This window comes from Psychromonas sp. B3M02, from assembly GCF_003318165.1.
Lineage (GTDB): Bacteria > Pseudomonadota > Gammaproteobacteria > Enterobacterales > Psychromonadaceae > Psychromonas.
In genome coordinates, this window is sequence record NZ_QOCB01000126.1 from 38,619 (window position 1) to 59,598 (window position 20,980).

Annotated in this window: 21 protein-coding genes; 9 read left to right on the plus strand and 12 right to left on the minus strand. The window is 38.2% G+C overall.

Going from position 1 to position 20,980, the window contains the following annotated elements; all coding sequences use genetic code 11:
* Window positions 1-271 precede the first annotated feature (271 nt).
* From purH to nudC, 4 genes are all read right to left on the minus strand, one after another.
* A complete protein-coding gene (gene purH, locus DS885_RS14005; protein ID WP_113820042.1) occupies window positions 272-1,864 on the minus strand; it encodes a bifunctional phosphoribosylaminoimidazolecarboxamide formyltransferase/IMP cyclohydrolase in 1,593 nt (530 codons plus the stop codon).
* A 172-nt stretch (window positions 1,865-2,036) separates the two neighbouring features.
* Window positions 2,037-2,534: a GNAT family N-acetyltransferase gene (locus tag DS885_RS14010; RefSeq protein ID WP_113820043.1), complete on the minus strand. Its 498-nt coding sequence runs from the start codon at window positions 2,532-2,534 to the stop codon at window positions 2,037-2,039.
* Between the two features lie 147 nt (window positions 2,535-2,681).
* Window positions 2,682-3,746, minus strand: a complete 1,065-nt coding sequence (hemE, locus tag DS885_RS14015) for a uroporphyrinogen decarboxylase (RefSeq protein ID WP_113820044.1) — start codon at window positions 3,744-3,746, stop codon at window positions 2,682-2,684.
* A gap of 129 nt (window positions 3,747-3,875) precedes the next feature.
* Window positions 3,876-4,682: an NAD(+) diphosphatase gene (gene nudC, locus DS885_RS14020; protein WP_113820045.1), complete on the minus strand. Its 807-nt coding sequence runs from the start codon at window positions 4,680-4,682 to the stop codon at window positions 3,876-3,878.
* Window positions 4,683-4,964: 282 nt separating this feature from the next.
* Between nudC and rsd the strand changes: the two genes are divergently transcribed.
* Entirely contained in the window at window positions 4,965-5,438 is a 474-nt protein-coding gene (gene rsd / locus DS885_RS14025; protein ID WP_113820046.1) for a sigma D regulator, read from the plus strand.
* A gap of 96 nt (window positions 5,439-5,534) precedes the next feature.
* Here rsd and DS885_RS14030 read toward each other — a convergent pair whose 3' ends face one another.
* Both DS885_RS14030 and mepM read right to left on the minus strand, forming a co-directional pair.
* A complete protein-coding gene (locus DS885_RS14030; RefSeq protein ID WP_113820047.1) occupies window positions 5,535-5,876 on the minus strand; it encodes a DUF3802 family protein in 342 nt (113 codons plus the stop codon).
* 72 nt (window positions 5,877-5,948) lie between these two features.
* On the minus strand, window positions 5,949-7,250 hold the full coding sequence (mepM, locus tag DS885_RS14035) for a murein DD-endopeptidase MepM (protein WP_258546917.1): 1,302 nt from the start codon (window positions 7,248-7,250) through the stop codon (window positions 5,949-5,951).
* Between the two features lie 278 nt (window positions 7,251-7,528).
* Here mepM and metK point away from each other — a divergent pair, with 278 nt between their 5' ends.
* Both metK and DS885_RS14045 read left to right on the plus strand, forming a co-directional pair.
* Window positions 7,529-8,677 carry a methionine adenosyltransferase gene (gene metK, locus DS885_RS14040; RefSeq protein WP_113820049.1) on the plus strand — a complete coding sequence of 383 codons (1,149 nt, stop codon included), beginning with the start codon at window positions 7,529-7,531 and terminating at the stop codon, window positions 8,675-8,677.
* Between the two features lie 24 nt (window positions 8,678-8,701).
* Complete coding sequence (locus DS885_RS14045) at window positions 8,702-9,196, plus strand: SprT family zinc-dependent metalloprotease (protein ID WP_113820050.1); 495 nt, start codon at window positions 8,702-8,704, stop codon at window positions 9,194-9,196.
* Window positions 9,197-9,886: 690 nt separating this feature from the next.
* Here DS885_RS14045 and DS885_RS14050 read toward each other — a convergent pair.
* From DS885_RS14050 to DS885_RS14060, 3 genes are read right to left on the minus strand one after another with little or no spacing between them, the layout of a single operon-like run.
* Window positions 9,887-10,630, minus strand: a complete 744-nt coding sequence (locus tag DS885_RS14050) for an RNA methyltransferase (protein ID WP_113820051.1) — start codon at window positions 10,628-10,630, stop codon at window positions 9,887-9,889.
* A gap of 11 nt (window positions 10,631-10,641) precedes the next feature.
* A complete protein-coding gene (gene rimI, locus DS885_RS14055) occupies window positions 10,642-11,136 on the minus strand; it encodes a ribosomal protein S18-alanine N-acetyltransferase (protein WP_113820052.1) in 495 nt (164 codons plus the stop codon).
* Window positions 11,090-11,485, minus strand: a complete 396-nt coding sequence (locus tag DS885_RS14060) for a DNA polymerase III subunit psi (protein ID WP_113820053.1) — start codon at window positions 11,483-11,485, stop codon at window positions 11,090-11,092. Before DS885_RS14060 ends, rimI begins: the two co-directional genes overlap by 47 nt.
* Before the next feature lie 542 nt (window positions 11,486-12,027).
* Here DS885_RS14060 and DS885_RS14065 point away from each other — a divergent pair.
* From DS885_RS14065 to DS885_RS14080, 4 genes are all read left to right on the plus strand, one after another.
* Entirely contained in the window at window positions 12,028-13,734 is a 1,707-nt protein-coding gene (locus tag DS885_RS14065) for a dipeptide ABC transporter ATP-binding protein (protein ID WP_113820054.1), read from the plus strand.
* 60 nt (window positions 13,735-13,794) lie between these two features.
* On the plus strand, window positions 13,795-15,345 hold the full coding sequence (locus DS885_RS14070) for an ABC transporter substrate-binding protein (protein ID WP_113820055.1): 1,551 nt from the start codon (window positions 13,795-13,797) through the stop codon (window positions 15,343-15,345).
* A gap of 69 nt (window positions 15,346-15,414) precedes the next feature.
* Window positions 15,415-16,392 carry an ABC transporter permease gene (locus tag DS885_RS14075; RefSeq protein ID WP_113820056.1) on the plus strand — a complete coding sequence of 326 codons (978 nt, stop codon included), beginning with the start codon at window positions 15,415-15,417 and terminating at the stop codon, window positions 16,390-16,392.
* A 1-nt stretch (window position 16,393) separates the two neighbouring features.
* Complete coding sequence (locus DS885_RS14080; RefSeq protein WP_113820057.1) at window positions 16,394-17,341, plus strand: ABC transporter permease; 948 nt, start codon at window positions 16,394-16,396, stop codon at window positions 17,339-17,341.
* Window positions 17,342-17,410: 69 nt separating this feature from the next.
* On the opposite strand, the gene DS885_RS14085 is transcribed toward DS885_RS14080, so the two are convergent.
* A complete protein-coding gene (locus DS885_RS14085) occupies window positions 17,411-17,707 on the minus strand; it encodes a Fis family transcriptional regulator (protein WP_113820058.1) in 297 nt (98 codons plus the stop codon).
* Between the two features lie 123 nt (window positions 17,708-17,830).
* Here DS885_RS14085 and DS885_RS17550 point away from each other — a divergent pair, with 123 nt between their 5' ends.
* Window positions 17,831-17,989, plus strand: a complete 159-nt coding sequence (locus tag DS885_RS17550) for a hypothetical protein (protein WP_181817772.1) — start codon at window positions 17,831-17,833, stop codon at window positions 17,987-17,989.
* Between the two features lie 7 nt (window positions 17,990-17,996).
* Here DS885_RS17550 and DS885_RS14090 read toward each other — a convergent pair whose 3' ends face one another.
* Together DS885_RS14090 and DS885_RS14095 are read right to left on the minus strand one after the other, a co-directional pair.
* Window positions 17,997-18,830 (minus strand): ion transporter, encoded by an 834-nt coding sequence (locus DS885_RS14090; RefSeq protein ID WP_113820059.1) that lies wholly within the window; start codon window positions 18,828-18,830, stop codon window positions 17,997-17,999.
* Window positions 18,831-18,894: 64 nt separating this feature from the next.
* Complete coding sequence (locus DS885_RS14095; protein WP_113820060.1) at window positions 18,895-19,845, minus strand: YeiH family protein; 951 nt, start codon at window positions 19,843-19,845, stop codon at window positions 18,895-18,897.
* Window positions 19,846-19,975: 130 nt separating this feature from the next.
* Here DS885_RS14095 and DS885_RS14100 point away from each other — a divergent pair, with 130 nt between their 5' ends.
* Window positions 19,976-20,416, plus strand: coding sequence for a dCMP deaminase family protein (locus DS885_RS14100; protein ID WP_113820061.1), 441 nt, complete (start codon window positions 19,976-19,978; stop codon window positions 20,414-20,416).
* Window positions 20,417-20,980 lie beyond the last annotated feature (564 nt).

A 20,980-nucleotide genomic window follows, 5' to 3' on the forward strand; every position in this document is an offset into this window, starting at 1 on the left:
CTATTTCAGCGTCAAAAGTACTCATTTAGCGCGCTAAACTCCGTGCTTTTTCCTGAACTAACACTAAATTGCTTAGTTCTGACTTACTGCAATTATTCAAAAGACTAAAAGTTAATTATGTTTTAAAAGATTTTAAAACATAAGAACAGTTAACTCATTAATTTGTTATATCAACATCTGTTAGTTCGAAGTCAAGGAAAAGGCGCGGAGCTTGCAACTGCAAGTGAGCACCTTTGACGCAGAGACGAACCTACAAACTAAGATATAAAGATTAATGGCGGAAGTGACGCATTCCTGTGAATACCATTGCCATGTTGTGCTCATCAGCAGCCGCGATCACTTCGTCATCACGCATAGAACCACCAGGTTGAATTACACAGCTAATACCCGCTTCAGCAGCGGCATCAATACCGTCACGGAATGGGAAGAATGCATCAGAGGCCATTACAGAACCTTCTACAACTAAATTTTCATCTGCTGCTTTAATACCTGCAATTTTAGCACTGTAAACACGGCTCATTTGACCTGCGCCTACACCTACTGTTGTACTGTTTTTAACGTATACAATAGCGTTTGATTTAACAAATTTAGCTACTTTCCAGCTAAACAGTAAATCACTCATTTCTGATTCTGTTGGTTGACGTTTAGATACCACTTTCAGGTCGTCTATACCTACCATGCCTTGGTCGCGATCTTGTACTAATAAACCACCGTTAACACGTTTGATGTCAAACTCAGTCGTTTGCGTAGCCCATTCACCACACTCTAATAAACGTAGATTCTTTTTCGTCGCAACGATTTCTGCAGCTTCTTTGCTAACAGAAGGTGCGATAATCACCTCAACAAATTGACGAGAAGTAATTGCTTCAGCTGTTACTGCATCTAGCTCGCGGTTAAACGCGATAATGCCACCAAATGCTGATGTAGGGTCTGTTTTGTAAGCACCTTCATAAGCATCAAGAATAGTGCCTGCAACAGCAACACCACATGGGTTTGCATGTTTAACGATCACACAAGCTGGCTCAGAGAATTCTTTAACACATTCTAACGCAGCATCAGTATCTGCAATGTTGTTGTAAGATAATGCTTTACCTTGTAACTGTGTCGCCGTTGAAACAGAGGCTTCTTGAATGTTATTTTCAACATAGAAAGCTGCTGCTTGATGAGAGTTTTCACCGTAGCGCATATCTTGTTTTTTCTGGAATTGAGCGTTGAACGTACGTGGGAATTTAGATTCCTCATCGCCTTCATTATTCTCGCCGTAAGTTGGAACCATAGTACCGAAGTAGTTAGCAATCATACCGTCGTATTGCGCAGTGTGCTCATAAGCAGCAATCGCTAAATCAAAACGTGTTTTGTAAACTAAGCTTCCATCATTTTCATTCATTTCAGATAGAATGCGACCGTAGTCAGAAGCGTTTACAACAATAGCAACATCTTTATGATTTTTTGCAGCAGCACGTACCATAGTTGGTCCGCCGATATCGATGTTTTCGATTGCGTCTTCTAACTTACAGTCTGGGTTTGCTACTGTTGCTGCGAATGGGTATAAGTTAACTACTACCATATCAATCGCTTGAATGTCATTGCTTGCCATAATATCTTCATCGATACCGCGACGAGCAAGAATGCCACCGTGAATTTTAGGATGTAAAGTTTTAACACGTCCGTCCATCATTTCTGGAAAACCAGTGTAATCAGAAACTTCTGTCACTTTAATGTTATTTTCTGCAAGTAATTTACAGGTACCGCCCGTTGATAAAATATCAACCCCTTTGTCGGCTAATTCACGTGCAAATTCTACAATACCAGTTTTATCAGAAACACTGATCAGTGCTCGTTTAATCGTTCGGCTATTTTCCATTATCTTTCACATTCCTCGGTTAATGTTTTCATCGGTGAAACATTCAATTGATTGGTTTTTCCAAAAAGTTGAACTTGCGCGCATTCTACCCGAATCGGAAGCATTTTATTCACTTTGTTAAATAAAAAAGCAAAAAAATATCGGAATTGTCCCGAGTAACCATAAAAGTAGATTAGGATCCAATCGTATAGAGGTAGCTAGCGATACCTCGACAGGTTACTTCTTTAGTTTTTTGAAAGTTTAATGCACTCATTAATTGCATATTTAGATGGTTTTTTTGCGATATGACGGTTTGTAAGCCAGGTAATTGATACAAGGAGATTAATTGTTCAACCAACAAAGTTAAAGTAGGCAGTAGATCTTGATGTTCATGAAAGTCAGGTAATAAACGCAGAATAAAAGAGGGTTCAATTTGTTGATCAACAAAGCAGTCCTGTAAACCAGTGCAACCAATCACAAGCCCACTTTTAACACATTGTATTGCATACATTTTATGCTTTTTATTATTAAGTAATGTATCAAAACAATCACTGGCTTGCTGTTCAGATAACACGCCAGTGATACTGTATTTCATACACAATGGATGCTGTACCAATTGTACAAAGTCTTGTTTGTCTTCGGCGGTAAAAGGACGAACGCTGAGTTGCTGATGTTCAATAAACAAAGACATATTAACCTCATCGATAACAAATGAGACTTCATCATATCGTTCAAAAAATAAACAGCTAACGCTAGTGGGTTAAAAATGAGAGATCAATACAAAATAAAAAACATGCCGAAGCATGTTTTATAAGGTCAATCTACACAGCGTTTATGCTTACTGATGGTAAGGTGCGCTTAACTCATGTACCGCATCAACAAACACTTTGGCATTTTCTGGCGGTACATCTAAATGAATACCGTGGCCTAAATTAAACACATGTCCAGTCCCTTTACCGTAACCTTCCAAGATGGTTGCCACCTCTTCACGAATACGCTCAGGTGATGCATATAACATGGATGGATCCATATTACCTTGAAGCGCAACACGTGAGCCGACACGTGCTCTTGCTTCTTTAATATCGATAGTCCAATCTAAACCTATACCATCACAGCCTGTATCAGCGATCTTCTCGATCCATTGACCACCATTCTTAGTAAATAGAGTAACAGGCACTTTCTGTCCTTCATGGTTACGGATTAAACCATCAACAATTTTATGCATATATTGTAATGAGAAATCTTGGTAATCACGTGGCGATAAAATACCACCCCAAGTATCAAACACCATCACCGACTGTGCGCCCGCTTTAATTTGTGCATTAAGGTAGCTGACCACTGAATCTGCTAACTTATCCAATAAAGTATGTAATATTTGTGGCTCAGCAAAAGCCATCTTTTTAATTTTAGTGAAGAATTTTGAACCGCTGCCTTCAATCATATAAGTCGCTAATGTCCAAGGGCTACCTGAGAAACCAATTAATGGCACTTCACCTTTTAAGTCGCGACGAATGGTACGAACTGCATTCATTACATATTGAAGCTCACCTTCAGGATCCGGCATGATTAAGTTATCAACATCTTTTTTACAGCGAATAGGACGCTCAAATTTAGGACCTTCTCCTTCCGAGAAATATAAACCTAAGCCCATAGCATCTGGGATAGTTAAAATATCGGAAAACAAAATAGCGGCATCAAGGTCAAAACGACGGAGCGGTTGTAACGTTACTTCACAGGCGAGATCAGCACTACGACATAGCGACATAAAGTCACCAGCTTGCGCACGAGTCGCTTTATATTCAGGTAGATAGCGTCCAGCTTGACGCATCATCCAGACAGGCGTTTTATCTACTTGTTTCTTTAATAAAGCACGAAGATAGCGATCGTTTTTTAAATCTGTCATTAGTAACCTTTTCTATTTTAGCTATTGATAGCTTTTACACAGCAATTATTAATTGTTGATAGAATATACCTTTTTAAATTTCAAAAATGAATTTGGTATTACCTATCACTTCGATACCTAAGCTCTAGCTTAACGACATCGCTTTATTGTTTTCTCAATTAATTTTCGCGCAATTGTGCCATGCTTTGGAACGATTGGTAAGTTATCAATATCATACCAATTGGCTTCTACTAACTCATGTGGGTCAACCACTATCTCACCAGAAGCATAATCAGCGATAAAGCCCATCATTAATGAATGAGGAAATGGCCAAGGTTGACTGCTTACATATTGAATGTTTTTCACCTTTAACCCAACTTCTTCAAAGACCTCTCGCTCTACACAAGCTTCTAGGCTTTCCCCTGCTTCAGTAAACCCAGCCAAAGTGGTATAAACAGGGTAATTATCTTTATGGTGACGACTATGTAATGCTAATAATATTTTTTTCTTATGACGAATAGCAACAATGATACAAGGCGATACTCTAGGGTAAGCACGATGTTGACAGTGATAACACTTCATTGCAATTTCCCAATCAATGGGATTCATTTTTTGCCCACATTGCCCACAAAATTGATGGGTTTTATAAAACAGGCTAATTTGGAAGGCGCGCCCTGCCATATCAAAAAACAGATCCTCAACACGGCCTAATAAAGAACGTAGACCGACATATTCTCCGATCCCAACATCAAGGGGTTCTGGTAAATCGACAAGATAACAAGGCTGTTCTTTATACTGACCTAATAATCGTTTATTTTCAGTTATACCATCGGGAAAAGGTAATTCACTGACGCACCCAAAAGGGATGAAATCACCTTTATCTAGGGCAACTAACTTACCTTGCGATAAGATAAACCACCATGCGCTCTCATCTTCTTTTGTATTCACTTCTGCCATAAATCTACTCTTGTTCAAATCCATCAACATAATGCAACATAGCATAGTCATTAAACAAGTCTGCGCAATACCAATTTGTTAGCAAAAAACATCAAATAAATGTAGCCATCACTCTCATTATAGGCAATCATAGAAGCACCTATAAATAAATATTTTTTGCCCTTTTACATTGGGCAGAAGTTCACAGTAATTAGTCAGTGGGTTGTGTAAACTGAATGGCGATTAATATTCAGTTGTTTATTAACCTAAGTCATTGATGACGATTCGCTTACAGGAGGTTTTATGCTTAACAAACTAAAACAAGCAAAAGAAGAATGGGGTGGCACACTGTCTATCTTAGATAACTGGTTGGATGAACGACAGATACTGGTTATTTTATATTGTAAACTAGCAGGCTTACCTCCTTACCAACAAGAGAAACGCTGCTTACCAGAACAAGCGGTTATTACTGAGTTTTGCCAAGTATTATTAGACTATGCTTCCACTGGTCATTTTGAAATTTATGAGCAAATCATTGAAAAATCCAAGTTGGATGGTGAAGAGAATCTAAAAATAGCGCAAGAGCTTTACGCTAAAATAAACAGTACAACAGATACTGCGCTCAACTTTAATGATACCTATGCAGAAAATGCATCGGATCAGACTTTATTGAACTTTGATCATGACCTTTCAGAATTAGGGCAAGTGATGGAAAGTCGGTTTGAACGTGAAGATAAGCTATTAGAGGTTGTACACTTACACCACACCTTTGCATGATAGTACTGTTCAAGATTATCTATTCTATTAAGTATCAATTAAGCTAAAAGCCTCGTTTTAGCTTGATTGATTATCAACTTAACTGTCTTATATTTTTTATAAATAAGGTACTTGAGAATCCAAACTGTTTTTAACTAACAGAAAATATTCTTTAATAAACTCTATTTGCTCCTGAGTTGCTCTATGCTCCCAACACTTCCCTAGTATTTGCTCGATATCTTCAACTAGCTTATCTCCTTCTGCCACCACCATTAAACGGGTTTCATTGCTTAATTGCGATTGTTGCTGGCAAAAAGTCATCAGCAATTGTGAAGCTTGGTCTAAGACAATATCTGCAATTACCTCACCACTGGCAGGTTTAGCGCTATCTTCAAATATACTTAAATTATCAGCAAAATAACCGATGCATGCATCATAGGCATCACTTTTTAATAACATAACTTCTGTTCTCTAGTTGATACTTATCATGCTTAATAAGGCATTCACCTATTAAGCATGATATAAATTTAATTACAGCTCACCCATTTCACGTAACGATAAATCACGACGTTTATTAAAGGCTTTACGCTCTTTTTCAGGTACCTTTTGTGATAGCGGTAAATTCACCTTCATTGCATCAACAGGCTTATTGTAAACATGGAACTCATAATGTAGATGTGCCCCCGTTGAACGGCCAGTATTACCAGATTTAGCAATCAGCTTACCCATCTCTACACGCTGCCCTTTACGCACTAATATTTTACTTAGGTGTAAGAAACGTGTGGTGTATTTACGGCCATGTTTAATCACGATGTAGTTACCAGCTGCAGGGTGGTAACCAGCTCGAACTACAACACCATCACCCGTTGCATAAACATTAGTCCCAACAGGGACTGCAAAGTCAGTTCCGTTATGTGGGCTAATACGCTTAGTAATTGGGTGTAATCGACGCGGGTTGAAGCGAGAACTAATTCTTGGGTGCCCATTAACTGGGTAACGACGGTAAGCTTTAGTTAAACCTTTTCCATCTTTATCGTAATAACGACCGTCTTCATTTAAGAAGGCGGTGTAGTTACGCGACTTTGTTTTAATGATGACCGCCAACACCTCACTATCAAAACTATAAGCGCCTTCAATATATTGTTTAGCGACTAACACATGAAAGGTATCACCCGCACGTAATTGACGGTTGAAATCAAATTGATCCTGTAACGCACCGGAAATTTGCTGAATTTGGCTAGCCGATAATCCACTTTTTTTTGCACTAACGTAAAAGCTGCCAGTCACACTGCCCTGGTAGAAGCTATTACGCCATTCGCCCTTTTTTATATCTAACTTTGATGCATAAGCACCATCCTTTAATACAAAACTCAAAGTATTTGCGCGATCAATAATAACCTTTAACGCTAATAACTGATTATCAGGGCTAATTAATAGTTGTACTTCTTGGCCTGGTAATAAATTCGCTAAACGAAGATATTCCGTATCGGCTTCTAGCAACTCTTGCAACACAGCCGCAGATATCCCCTCATCGGAAAAAATCTCACTCAGTGTGTCACCTGCTGAAATGGTTTTTTGAACTTCTCGGTTACCAGAGAACTCAGGAAATAACTTATCAGCAGCAGGAGTCACCGTATCAAGAGGCTCTGCAAGGGCAAGGTCCGCTTTAGTAGTTTCACTGGTTGGCAAGACTAACTCACGCTTAATTTTTTTATTTTTATCCCCATGAGCGGGAATTAAACTGATGATAAGTAAGAAAAGAAATAGCGAAATAACTATCCAAAAATGCAGACGAGGCAAGTTATTAATGAAGAAAAGCGCTTTTTTAAACATGATTTTACATTGAAGCAATAAAGGCATAAACGATCTCGATTAGACAGGGAAAAAACATAACCGCAAAATTTAAATGGTTGCGAGTATAACCCATAGAAAAGCTATGTTTAAGACAAATAAACAGCAATTTTATTGTCCTACGACTATTAAAGTAAGAAAACAGTTCTCAGTAAATTAAAAATAATAGGGTGTTATCCGTCACAAAAAAATGTATTATAGACGTCTAGATGTAAAAACATCCAAATTATTTTAATTTAAATAGCCGAATAGGAGTTCACATGTCACGTGACTTATTTACTTCAGAATCAGTTTCTGAAGGTCATCCAGATAAAATCGCCGATCAAATTTCTGATGCGGTACTTGATGCCATTTTAGAACAAGATACTAAAGCACGTGTTGCTTGTGAAACCTATGTAAAAACAGGCATGGTTATGGTTGGTGGTGAAATCACTACTGATGCATGGGTAGACATCGAAGAGATCACACGTAAAACAGTACGTGACATTGGTTACACTAGCTCAGAAATGGGTTTTGATGCTGACTCTTGTGCAGTACTAAACGTAGTAGGTAAACAATCTCCAGACATCAACCAAGGTGTTGACCGTTCTGATCCACGTGAACAAGGTGCCGGTGACCAAGGTTTAATGTTTGGTTATGCAACTAACGAAACTGAAGTTTACATGCCTGCTCCAGTAACTTACGCACACCGCCTTGTTAAAAAACAAGCTGAAGTACGTAAAAGCGGTCAATTAGACTGGTTACGTCCAGATGCAAAAAGCCAAGTCACTTTTGCTTATGACCAAGGTAAGATTGTAGGTATCGATGCTGTTGTTTTATCAACACAACACCGTGAAGATATTAAACAATCTGACTTAGTTGAAGCAGTAATGGAAGAGATCATCAAGCCAGTGTTACCTGCAGAACTATTATCTGAACGTACTAAATTCCATATCAACCCAACTGGCCGTTTTGTTATCGGTGGTCCAGTAGGTGATTGTGGTTTAACTGGCCGTAAAATCATTGTTGATACATACGGTGGTACAGCACGTCACGGTGGTGGTGCATTCTCTGGTAAAGATCCATCAAAAGTTGACCGTAGTGCAGCATACGCAGCACGTTATGTAGCAAAAAACATTGTTGCTGCCGGTCTAGCTGACCGTTGTGAAATCCAAGTATCTTATGCAATCGGTGTTGCTGAACCAACATCAATCAGCGTTGAAACATTCGGTACTGAAAAAGTAGCAAAAGGTTTAATCGTTAGCCTAGTAAGCGAACACTTTGACCTACGCCCTTACGGTTTAATCGAGATGTTAGACCTAATTAAACCTATCTACCAAGAGACGGCTGCTTATGGTCACTTTGGTCGCGAGCAATTCCCTTGGGAATCTCTAGATAAAGTAGAAGCATTAAAAGCAGCGGCATTTTAATCTCAGTTTAAATACTCTAGACTAATGCTTACGTTTGAAGATAAAAAAGCACTCGCAGCAAAAGGTGAAGACTGTTTCATCCTAGCCGAGTGCTTTTTTGATCGCCACTTCCCTCGACCTACCTATTACTTTAATCAACGGGGACGAAGTGCAGGTACGGCTCATCTACAAAAGAACATCATAAAGTTTAATCCAATACTCTATTCACAAAATAAACAGATATTCATTGAACAAGTGGTTGCCCATGAAATAGCGCACCTACTCACTTATCAAATGTTTGGCAAAGTAAGGCCTCATGGTAAAGAGTGGCAAGCGATTATGACACAGGTATTTAAAGTACCAGCTTCGACAACTCATCAATTAGATGTCTCCGATGTGCAGGGTAAGTTATTTACCTATCGTTGTGATTGTTCTGAGCATCAACTGACTATTCGTCGGCATAATAAAATTAAAAAAGGCACCACCTATTTATGTCGACAATGTAAATCAGCATTAATGTTCGTAGAAGCGAATAGTTAAAGCAGTGTATAAAATATAAGATAGTGTTCAATGTGGGATTAATATTGCAGACTACTCCAACCCCCCGCCTTTATAGGCTGCAATATTAATTTTACCAATTCACCGATGGGTGGCTTATCCCATGGTGTAGATAAACTTTCATGGAAAAGCTTATCTATCTTACTAAGCCTTGTATTGTGCGATACACGACTTATTTACAACCTATACCAATATTGTGCGTTATCAGCATAAGTCAACGTTATAGAAAGCATAAAGAATAGGACGATTCTTATACTCTCCACAGAAACAACGGGTTTACCACCTATTAATGACTTACTCCATTTTATGTTTCATTTTCTGGACGGGAAAACTAGTTCATAAATTCAATCAAATTAATAGCCGCTATCTCTGCCAACAACTAAATGATAATAGATATCATTATTATCTGTCAACAAGTAAAATCAATAATTTTTAAAATAAAATAAAAAGGCCTATAGCCTAGGGTGAGAGCGAGTTATTAACCATTCTTAGTGTAGGTATTAAAGAGATTTAATTAGCAAAATAGATAATCAGTATCTTATTGTTTTGTTTGGTTTTTATTCAGAAAGCTTTATTAGAGGTGTTTGAATTGAGTTAATAAATTAACATTAAGCATAAAAAATCCGATACAAAGATCGGATTTTAGAAAAGTAAAAATTGTTAACTAGCTCACTATCTTTTGAAGTTATCCAAAATAATACCTGTTGCCATCGCTACATTCAGAGATTCTGCCAGCCCAAAATTAGGAATAGTAATTTTATCGGTAATTAATTTACCCACCGCATCTGAAATACCATGCGATTCGCTTCCCATAACAATTAATGCACTACTCGGTAATTTACATTTGTGAATATTTTCGCCTTCTAAAAAAGCACCAAAAATAGGTTTGTCTTGCGAACTTAAATATTCAGTAAGATCCGCGTGACTCACTTGCACACGAGCAAAAGAGCCCATGGTGGCAGCAATCACCTTTGGATTGTAAAGGTCAGCGCAGTCTGGGCTGCATACAACATGTTTAATGCCATACCAATCAGCAACACGAATGATTGTGCCTAAATTACCTGGATCTCCTACTTGGTCTAATACCAGTACTAACCCTGCTTGTTGCTGTTCAGGTGCGCTAAACACTTTGCATTTAACAACAGCAATTACACTGTTATTGGTTTTTAAGGTACCCGCCTTTTGTAACTCTTCTTCACTACTTTCAATCGTTTTTGCAATTAAATGATGTTCAGAGAGCTGCTTAGCTTGTTTGTTAATGTACTCGGTTGTTGCAAATAAATTAACGATTTCAAAATCCGATTGAAATAGTTCACCCACATTTTTTTCACCTTGAACAAGAAATAAGCCTAATTTTTTACGCTGTTTTTTAAGCTCTAAAGAGTGAATAAGTTTTAACTGATTTTTAGAAATCATGATTTTTCCAATTATAAATAACAACACATAATAATCGCATCTTCTCGACCATTATCTGTAGGATAATAAGCAGGACGAATATCAACGTCTACAAACCCTAATCTTTGATAGAGCTTAATAGCAGCTTGATTAGAGGCTCTCACTTCTAGCCAAATTTCTTGCTGTGCAAGATCTGTCGCAAAGCCTTGCAAATAAGTTAACAAATATTGACCTAACCCTTTGCCTTGCTGTTCAGGAGCAATGGCAATATTCAATAACGTCACTTCACCTGCCACATAACTAGCGATAAAGTAACCTACTATTTGACCATTTAAGAGTAAAATATGGTTAATATAACGCTTTCCAAAGTTGCTCATAAACAATTTTTCAGACCAAGGGTGGCTGTGCGCAGCTGATTCAATCGTTAATACATTAGGTAAATCATTAATCGCCATACTGATAATAGACAGTTTTTCTTGATTATTGTTGGTAGGCACAGAACTGCTTCCAAAGTGTTTGTTTTGCATGATGCTGCTCAGCAAGAATTGCCAAGGCAGGTGAATGTAATAGCTGATGAGCAGGAGCGACCTCAAGTTGACCAATGGTCGACCATATCAAAGTAGGTAACTCTCCATGCTGATTTTCAAATTGCGCTAAAGAGCAGTAAGTCACTTTATCTTTACCAATTTCAAAGGCATTGAGAATAGCTTGCATCAATGGATGCTGCTTATCTTCTTTGGTACACACCACCAATAATTCGCATTGCGATAGATTTAACTGTTTATGGACTTCTTCAGCTTTAAATAACGCAGGTTTTCTTACTTGCCAATGAGTAATTCCCATCTCCTGTAAAAAAACTGCTTGTTGGTGTTTCATAATCAGCCTGACATCAAAAATAGAAGCGCTAATATAACATTGATTAATAATGGATCGAAGTATTAGGCAAAAACTAACCCTGTTATATGATCAAAAAATAAAGGCATCGTTATTCCTACTGACACTTCTATTAGATTTATGACTATGGCATCAAAAAACTAGCTGTAATAGTCAACATTGTACATCAACAAGTTGACCATTTAATCAGCTTTGTGCTAATTATAGTCGCCTTTGCGTTCATTAACTTAAGCAAAGTTGCACCAGCTTTTAATCTATATCAAGGCTGATAATGATTAAGATTGCTTAAATAAGTTACTTTTGGTTACTTAATATTCAATAAAAATGCTGTTATTTTGAAGTATACGACACAAATTGTATTTAACAATTGTGGACATAGGTCACATAAATTAATGTGATCCATTAAGTATTTATGACAGTAAGTCGCCCGAAGGAAGCAAGAGATGCGAGTTATGTCACAAAAAAATCAATTTACTCAATCGTTTTTAAAGCCTAAATCCTTAAAAACTATAAGGGATTATTAAATGTCATTATTAGAAGTTAGCAACCTACGTATTGAGTACCCATCTCGATTTGGCGTACATGCAGCCGTAAAGTCACTGTCATTCTCAATTAACCGCGGAGAGATAGTCGGTGTGGTAGGTGAGTCTGGCGCAGGTAAATCTACCGTAGGGAATGCGATTATCGATTTGCTTAGTCCTCCTGGAGTGATCGCAGCCGGTGATGTGTTTTTAGATGGTCAAAAAATTTCAGGTTTAACATTGGATGAGATGCGTAAAGTACGAGGTAATAAAATCGGCTTTATCTTCCAAGATCCAATGACCTCATTAAATCCACTATTTACTGTTGAGCAACAACTTTTAGAAACCATTCATGCCAACCTTGATGTTTCACAAAGTGACGCATTAGCACGAGCGGTTAATCTCATGCAGCAAGTCGGCATTCCCGAGCCAGAAGTACGTATTAAACAATACCCTCATCAATTCTCTGGCGGCATGCGTCAACGTGTGGTTATTGCTATTGCCCTTGCAGGTGAACCTGATTTAATCATTGCCGATGAGCCAACCACTGCCTTAGATGTATCGATTCAGGATCAGATATTAACCTTGATTCGTAATTTATGTGTCGAGAAGAATGTCGGTTGTATGCTAGTGACACACGATATGGGTGTGGTTTCAAACGTCACTGACAAAGTAGCAGTTATGTATCGCGGTGACCTTGTTGAGTTTGGTGAAACGAGTAAAGTACTTAGCAATCCAGACCACGAATACACTCGCAGTCTTATTTCAGCAGTACCACGCTCAGATAGAAAGCTAGATAGATTCCCGCTAGTAAGTTACATCGAAGAAGCACATGAGCTACAAACCTTAGACATCAAAAATCATTGGTTAGGACAAAGTGAGCAACAGCGCGACTATCAAGGCCCACTATTAAATGTTGAAAACGTTAGTTTACGCTTTGTCACTAAAGATTCATTTTTTGAAAGTAAACGTGAATATGTGCAAGCCAACAAAAACGTTAGCTTTAGCATAAATGAAGGTGAAACTTTTGGTTTAGTAGGTGAATCAGGATCAGGTAAGTCAACGATTGCTCGTGTTATTACCGGTTTATATCCGCCTAATGAAGGTAAAATTACCTTTGAAGGCATTGACTTAACAGCGATAAAATCAGAACGTGAGCGACGCCCTTTTCGCCGACAAATGCAGATGGTATTCCAAAATCCATATACCTCTATGAACCCACGTATGAAGATTTATGACATTATTGCCGAGCCAATTCGCTTTCATAAACTAGCTTCCTCTGAATCACAAATTCAACAAATTGTATTCGATCTTCTAGACCATGTTGGTTTGGGCAAAATGGCTGGTGTTAAATACCCGCATGAGTTTTCTGGCGGTCAACGCCAACGTATCTCTATTGCTCGCGCACTAGCAACTCGACCTCGCTTATTAATTTGCGATGAACCAACATCAGCATTGGACGTATCAGTTCAAGCACAAATTCTAAATCTGTTAAAAGATTTACAGGATGAGCTAAATTTAACCATGTTATTTATTAGCCATGATTTACCAGTAATACGCCAAGTTTGCGACCGTATTGGGGTAATGCAACAAGGGCAATTATTAGAAGTGAACGAGAGTGAACAATTATTTACTCACCCTCAACATGCTTACAGCAAGCATTTAATTTCTTTAATGCCTGAATTTAAAGGGTTACGGAACAGTCTCTAATGCCGTTTCACGATTAGAACATAAACGTTACATAAGTATTTTTCATACAAGGAGTTTTAAATGAAGTTTCTAAAAACAAAATTAGCCGTTGCTTTACTTGCTACCGGTTTAAGCTTTGCAGCATCAGCCGCAGATATCACTGTCGCTTACGACTCAGACCCAGTTACATTGGATCCACATGAGCAACTGTCTGGTGGTGTGTTACAGATGTCGCACATGCTGTTTGATCCACTTGTGCGCTTCACTAAAAGCTATGATTTTGAGCCTCGTTTAGCAGAAAAATGGGAACGAGTTGATAATACAACTTTCCGTTTCACACTACGTCAAGGTGTGAAGTTTCATTCAGGCAATACCATGACTGCCGATGACGTGGTGTGGACCTTCAATCGTTTAAAAGAATCACAAGATTTTAAAGCTGTATTCTCTCCTTACGAGAAACTGGTTAAAGTTGATGATTACACAGTTGAACTAGTCTCTTATGAACCTTACCCATTAGTTTTACAAACAGCGACTTACCTATTCCCAATGGACAGCAAGTTCTACTCGGGTGACATGGATGGTAAAGACAAATCTGAAATCGTTAAACACGGTAACTCGTTTGCTTCTACGCACGTATCAGGTACAGGTCCATTTACGATTGAGTCACGTGAACAAGGCGTGAAAATTGTCTTTGACCGTTTTGATGACTACTGGGATAAACAATCTCCAGGTAACGTAGATAAATTAACATTAGTGCCAATCAAAGAGAATGCAACGCGTGTTGCTGCATTACTTTCTGGTGATGTTGATATGATCTACCCAGTTGCACCTAATGATCAAAAACGTGTTATTGACACTAAAAACATTGATTTAACGACAGTTGCTGGTACGCGTATCATTACCCTTCAAATGAACCAAAACTCTAACGAAGCATTAAAAGATGTACGTGTTCGTCAAGCAATTGTGTATGCGATCAACAATGAAGCAATTGTTAAAAAAATCATGAAAGGTTTTGCCACAACAGCTGGCCAACAAGGTCCTGAAGGTTATGCCGGTTACGACGCAGACTTAGTACCACGTTACGACTTGAAAAAAGCCAAAGCATTAATGAAAGAAGCTGGCTATGAAGATGGCTTTAAACTTTCAATGATGGCGCCAAACAACCGTTACGTAAACGATGCTCAAATCGCGCAAGCTGCTGCTTCTATGCTCGCTAAAATTGGTATCACTGTTGACCTAAAAACCATGCCTAAAGCACAATACTGGCCTGAATTTGATAAGTGTTCAGCAGATATGATGATGATCGGTTGGCATTCAGATACCGAAGATTCAGCTAACTTCTCTGAGTTCTTAACTATGACGCGTGATGCAGAAACGGGTAAAGGCGCTTACAACTGTGGCCATTACTCAAATCCAAAAGTTGATCAGCTAGTGAACCAATCTAACGCTGAAACAGACCCAGCTAAACGTGCTGAGATGTTAAAAGAAGTTGAAGATATCTTGTATAACGAAGCTGCATTCGTGCCGCTACATTGGCAGAACTTAGCTTGGGGTGCAAAATCTAACTTAAACCTTTCACCTGTTGTGAATGCAATGAACTTCCCATACCTTGGGGATCTTGTTGTTAAATAAACAACTTTTATCATCATAATAAAACGACCCAGCCCTTGGGTCGTTATTAACTTTATAGGAAACAACTCCATGTTTACCTTTTTGGTCCAGCGAATTTTTCAGGCATTAATCGTAATGTTTGTGATCAGCCTAGTCGCATTTGCAATCCAAGATAACTTAGGCGATCCACTTCGAGAAATGGTAGGCCAATCCGTATCTGAAGCAGAACGACAAGTGTTACGTGATGACTTGGGATTAAACGACCCTTACATCACTAAGTACTCTCGTTTTATTAGCAATGCAGTACAAGGCGATTTAGGCGACTCTTATTTCTTTAAGCGCCCTGCTGTTGAAGTCATATTAGATAAATTAGAAGCCACACTAGAGTTAGTGTTCGGCGCTTCTATTATTATTGTATTAGTCTCAATTCCACTCGGCGTTTATTCCGCCATCAACCCCAAAAGCCTATGGACTAAGGCGATCATGGCATTTAGTAGCATTGGTATCTCTATTCCAGTGTTTTTAACCGCGATTATTTTAATGTATGTGTTTGCCATTGAGCTGCAATGGTTACCCTCCTATGGTCGAGGTGAAACGCTTAATGTATTAGGCTGGGAAACCGGTTATTTAACCAAAGATGGGTTATTGCATCTCGTATTACCTTGTATCTCACTTGCCTCTATTATGTTGCCTTTGTTTATTCGTTTAGTTCGCTCTGAAATGCTTGAAGCATTGAGTTCTGAATATGTGAAATTTGCGACGGCTAAGGGTCTAGCGATGAACAAAATCTATTACCAACATGCGCTTAAAAATACCATGTTACCGGTGTTAACTGTAGGTGGTGTACAAATTGGTACTATGGTCGCTTACACCATATTAACGGAAACAGTTTTTCAATGGCCGGGCACAGGTTTCCTATTTTTAGAAGCAATTAACCGTGTTGATACGCCACTAATTACCGCTTACGTTATCTTTGTTGGGCTTATTTTTGTGGTGACCAATACTATTGTTGATCTGTTATACGGTGTAGTGAACCCAACCGTTAACATTACAGGGAAAGGCGCATAATATGTCTAACATCATTGAAGAGATCCAAGCTCCATCTCGTTTACAACGTTTTAAAGATTCCGATTTTATCTACCACTTTAAACGCGATAAAGTAGCGATGTTTAGCTTTGCAGTATTTTTAGCTTTTTTTATTGCCGCGTTATTTGCGCCAATTATTTCTCCCACTAACCCTTATGATTTAACTTCTATCGATTTAATGGACTCTGAGTTACCACCTTCATGGTTAGAAGAGGGTGAAGCACGTTTTTTATTAGGGACTGATGACCAAGGTCGAGATATTCTATCCACCATTCTCTATGGTTCGCGATTATCATTAACAATTGGCTTCCTAGCGGTGGCTGTACAGTTAGTGTTTGGTATCGTGATTGGTTTGTCAGCGGGTTATTTTGGTGGGCGTGTCGATAGCTTATTGATGCGAGTTGCGGATATACAGCTATCTTTTTCTACCATGATGGTGGCAATCATTATCACCGCAATTTTTAAAGCTAGTTTTGGTGCTGAATTCTTTGCGGAATACGCCGTGGTTATGTTGGTAGTGATTATCGGTGTCGCAGAATGGCCGCAATATGCACGTACTATTCGCGCCTCTGTATTAGCTGAGAAAAAGAAAGAATATGTAGAAGCAGCACAGGTAATGGGCTTTAAGTCGATGCGCATTATGTTCCGTCACATTCTGCCAAACTGTCTATCACCTATCTTAGTGATTTCAACAGTACAAGTGGCCAATGCGATTATGTCTGAAGCGGCGTTATCTTTCTTAGGATTAGGTTTACCGGTTGATCAACCTTCATTAGGAGCCCTGATCAGCATTGGTTTTAAATACATCTTCTCTGGTGCGTGGTGGATCACTATCTTCCCAGGCATTGTATTAATCAGCTTAGTGCTAGTCATCAACTTACTAGGGGACTGGCTACGTGATGTGTTTAATCCGAAAGTTTACAAAGGCTAATCGCGTTAGATATTAGTACAAAAAACACTTAAATAGCCCAATAGATTTACACTCTATTGGGCTATTTTTTTATGCTTCTACCATCCATTTAATCTGTTTATTTTGATCTTCAATTTTAATATTTACGTCGCCTAGTTTTTTAACAATCAACTTTTTCAATAAAGTACCTTGACCAGACTCAATCAGTTCATCAATATGTTTTTGGGTAGCGAAAGCACAGGTCACCACTAAAGACTTTGGGAAGCTATCGAACTTAACCGTATGCGTTACCCATTGATATCCATTGATATCTTCCAATGCAAACTCACAGACTTCAGTTAAAGTTTTACGTAATTGGTTCTCTATTTTTTTATCACTTTTCTTCATTTGAAACTCTTACTTGTTGGCAGTTAAAGGCAAATCGCTATTAGTTAGAAGATTTATTTATTATCGCTTTTAACGGCTGTTGTGAATAATAGGCTTTTTCATTCTCACTGATAGGAGATACAAGTGAAAGCACCCATTATGATTAGTTTGGTCATGTTATCCTTGATCATAGCAGTATTAACTCATGGCATCATTGCCGCTGCTTTTTCATTATTAGCTTTTGCCCTGCTATTTTATTTTGTGGCGACGCAACAACCTACTGCTAAGCCACCACAAGAATAATCACAAGCTAGGTTTTCTGTTTCAATAACGCTTTAATCTCTGCCAGTTCCTGCTGTAAATCAGCTATAGTTGGTTGATTCGCTTTATCACTTTCTAAGTCTGCTTCTAACTGTCTTTCTTGCTCTAACACATTCACCACAATACCAATTACCATGTTTAAAAAAGCAAAAGCAGTAAAGAAGATAAAGGTTAAATAAAAGCTCCATGATAACGGGTAGACAGCCATGGTTTCATACATCACATCCGTCCAGTCCTCAAAGGTCATCACCCGGAATAAAGTTAACAAGCTCACCGCAATATCACCCCATAAGGTTGGGTTAATAGTGGCAAAGAAAGTAGTACCGATAGCCGCATAAATATAGAAGATAATAAACATCAGCAACATCACATAACCTAACTGCGGTAATGCTTTAATTAATGAGTTAATCAGGATACGTAACTCAGGAATGATAGACACCATACGTAATACACGGAAGATACGTACCAAGCGCCCTAAGACTGCTAATTCACTGTCTTCAATAGGGATTAAACTGACCAGTACGATAAAGGTATCAAAGACGTTCCAGGCATTAAAAAAGAAGCGTTTTTTATTCGGCTCACCAATAAAACGAATAATGATTTCAGCTAAAAAGATAACGGTAATCGCTACATCTAATACCGATAAAACTTGCAAGGTAGTTGCAGAGACTTGATAGCTATTTGCGCCAATCATCAATGCAGAAAAGATGATGATAGCAATCACAAACAACTCAAAAACTTTGTTGTTACGGATTTCATAAAAGCGGCGTTCTAAACCACTTAATTCGGATTTACTAGGATGGTTTTGATCGGTATTTGTCATGAGTTAAGCCCTAAAAAATAATTAGGGCTAGCATAAAAGGAATCAGATAAAGAGTCTAGGCATATTATGCCATGATAAATTGAATATACGCTAACACAACAGATGCCACCGCCACCCATAATAAAACACCTAATAACATAGGTTTATAACCTGCATTTTTAATAGTGCTCACCGTGATACCACAACCAATTAAGAATAAACAAACCACCAATAAACGTTTACTGATAAAAAACACCTCTTGGTATGCCCCATGAAATTGCGGTAAAAAGTGCGCAATGGCGATAGCAATACAGTAATACACAATAAACATAGGCACTGACACCTTCTTGCTATCACCTTTAAAGATAAAAGCACTGATAAAAGCAACAGGTACTATCCATAAAGCACGTGCTAACTTCACCGTTGTAGCTATTTCTAAGGCTTCATCACCATAGGCAGAAGCCGCGCCCACTACAGATGATGTATCATGTATTGCAATAGCACTCCACAAGCCAAAGTTGTATTGGCTCATTCCTAAAGCATGACCCACCAGTGGAAATACAAATAACGCAATACTATTTAAAATGAACACAGTCGCTAATGCGTGAGAGGTTTGCTCGCTATTTGCTTGAATAGCAGGCGCAACAGCAGCAATCGCGCTACCACCACAAATTGCCGTGCCTGAAGAGACTAAATGTCCTGTTTTGGCATCCATCTTAAAGGCTTTTGTTAACAGGGTACCAATCAACAGGGTACTGAAAATAGAGCCTACAATTAAACCGATATTACCAGAGCTCGCTTGTACTGCTTGGTCAACATTAATACCAAAACCTAAGCCAACAATTGAGATAGCTAATAGTTTTTTAGTCAGTTGAGCTATATTGATTTGCGTAGGTACTAAACCTAGTGTCGCTAGGGTGAAACCCAATACTAAAGCGATCGGAGAGGAGATAATAGGAGACAGGCATAATGCCCCAACAACAGCAAAGAGAATAATATGTTTATTACATTGTATTTTGCTAATATCACTAATCATTATTACCTCCTAATGTGAATGGCAGATAATATAAAAACACCATGATTAAGTATATTCGAAAGAATTTAATCAAAGGTTAATAAAAATTGAACGAAGACAATAACCTATCGGTATAAGGATTAACTTGAATATGATTTCTAAATGGGCACCTCGATTCATACAGATGGCAGAATTAGTCGCATCTTGGAGTAAAGATCCTTCCACACAAGTTGGCGCAGTGATCACCGAACGAAATCGCATCGTGTCATTAGGCTTTAATGGTTACCCTCAAGGTATTTCTGATAGTGCAGGAACAGACCAACGTGAAATTAAATTGCTTAAAACCTTACACGCTGAAGAAAATGCAATTCTCTATGCTAAACGCGACTTAAATGGCTGTGAAATCTGGGTGACTCATTTTCCCTGCCCTAATTGTGCCGCTAAAATAATCCAAACAGGTATTAAGGCCGTACATTGCCCAGCACAAAGTGAAGACTTTTTATCGCGCTGGGGTGATAAAATTAAACTCAGCGAAGATATGTTTAATCAATCAGGTGTTGCCGTCGATTGGTTACCCTTAGATGAGATATAAATGTAGTGTTTGATCTTTATGATGCTCTTAAAAAGAGCATCATGTTAGTCATATCAATCAACAAGTCATAACCAAAAATTATCGCTTCTTATGAAAGGGATAAATTTACAGCATGATTTGTTTAAATAAAATGCAAATATTACTAGTATTATATATTTAGATCACTTATGATGACGTTCGATCTGAAATTAAAGCGTTATTAATGTCACCATAAAGTCCAAGATATCCTCTGCTACATCGTTCTCGTTGTCCTTAGTATTTCCCTCAGCTTGATAAAAACCATTCAATAATCCCAAATTCAGTGCATGCAATTTTGCAATTAACTTTTCGTTTGTACGCTAATAAATTAAGTACAGTAACGATTTTTATCCCAACTGCTTTTAAAGTAGTGGGGATTAATGCCAATTATATTAAATAAGTGATCTAAATTTTACGCAGGAAAAATGACTAAGTTCAAGGCGTAATTTGAATTAAATAGCTGTTCTATTTTTGAAAATTACAACGAAGAAATAAGTCATTTTAACAAGCAAAAAAGATCTGTTAATTAGTTTGATTGGTATAACA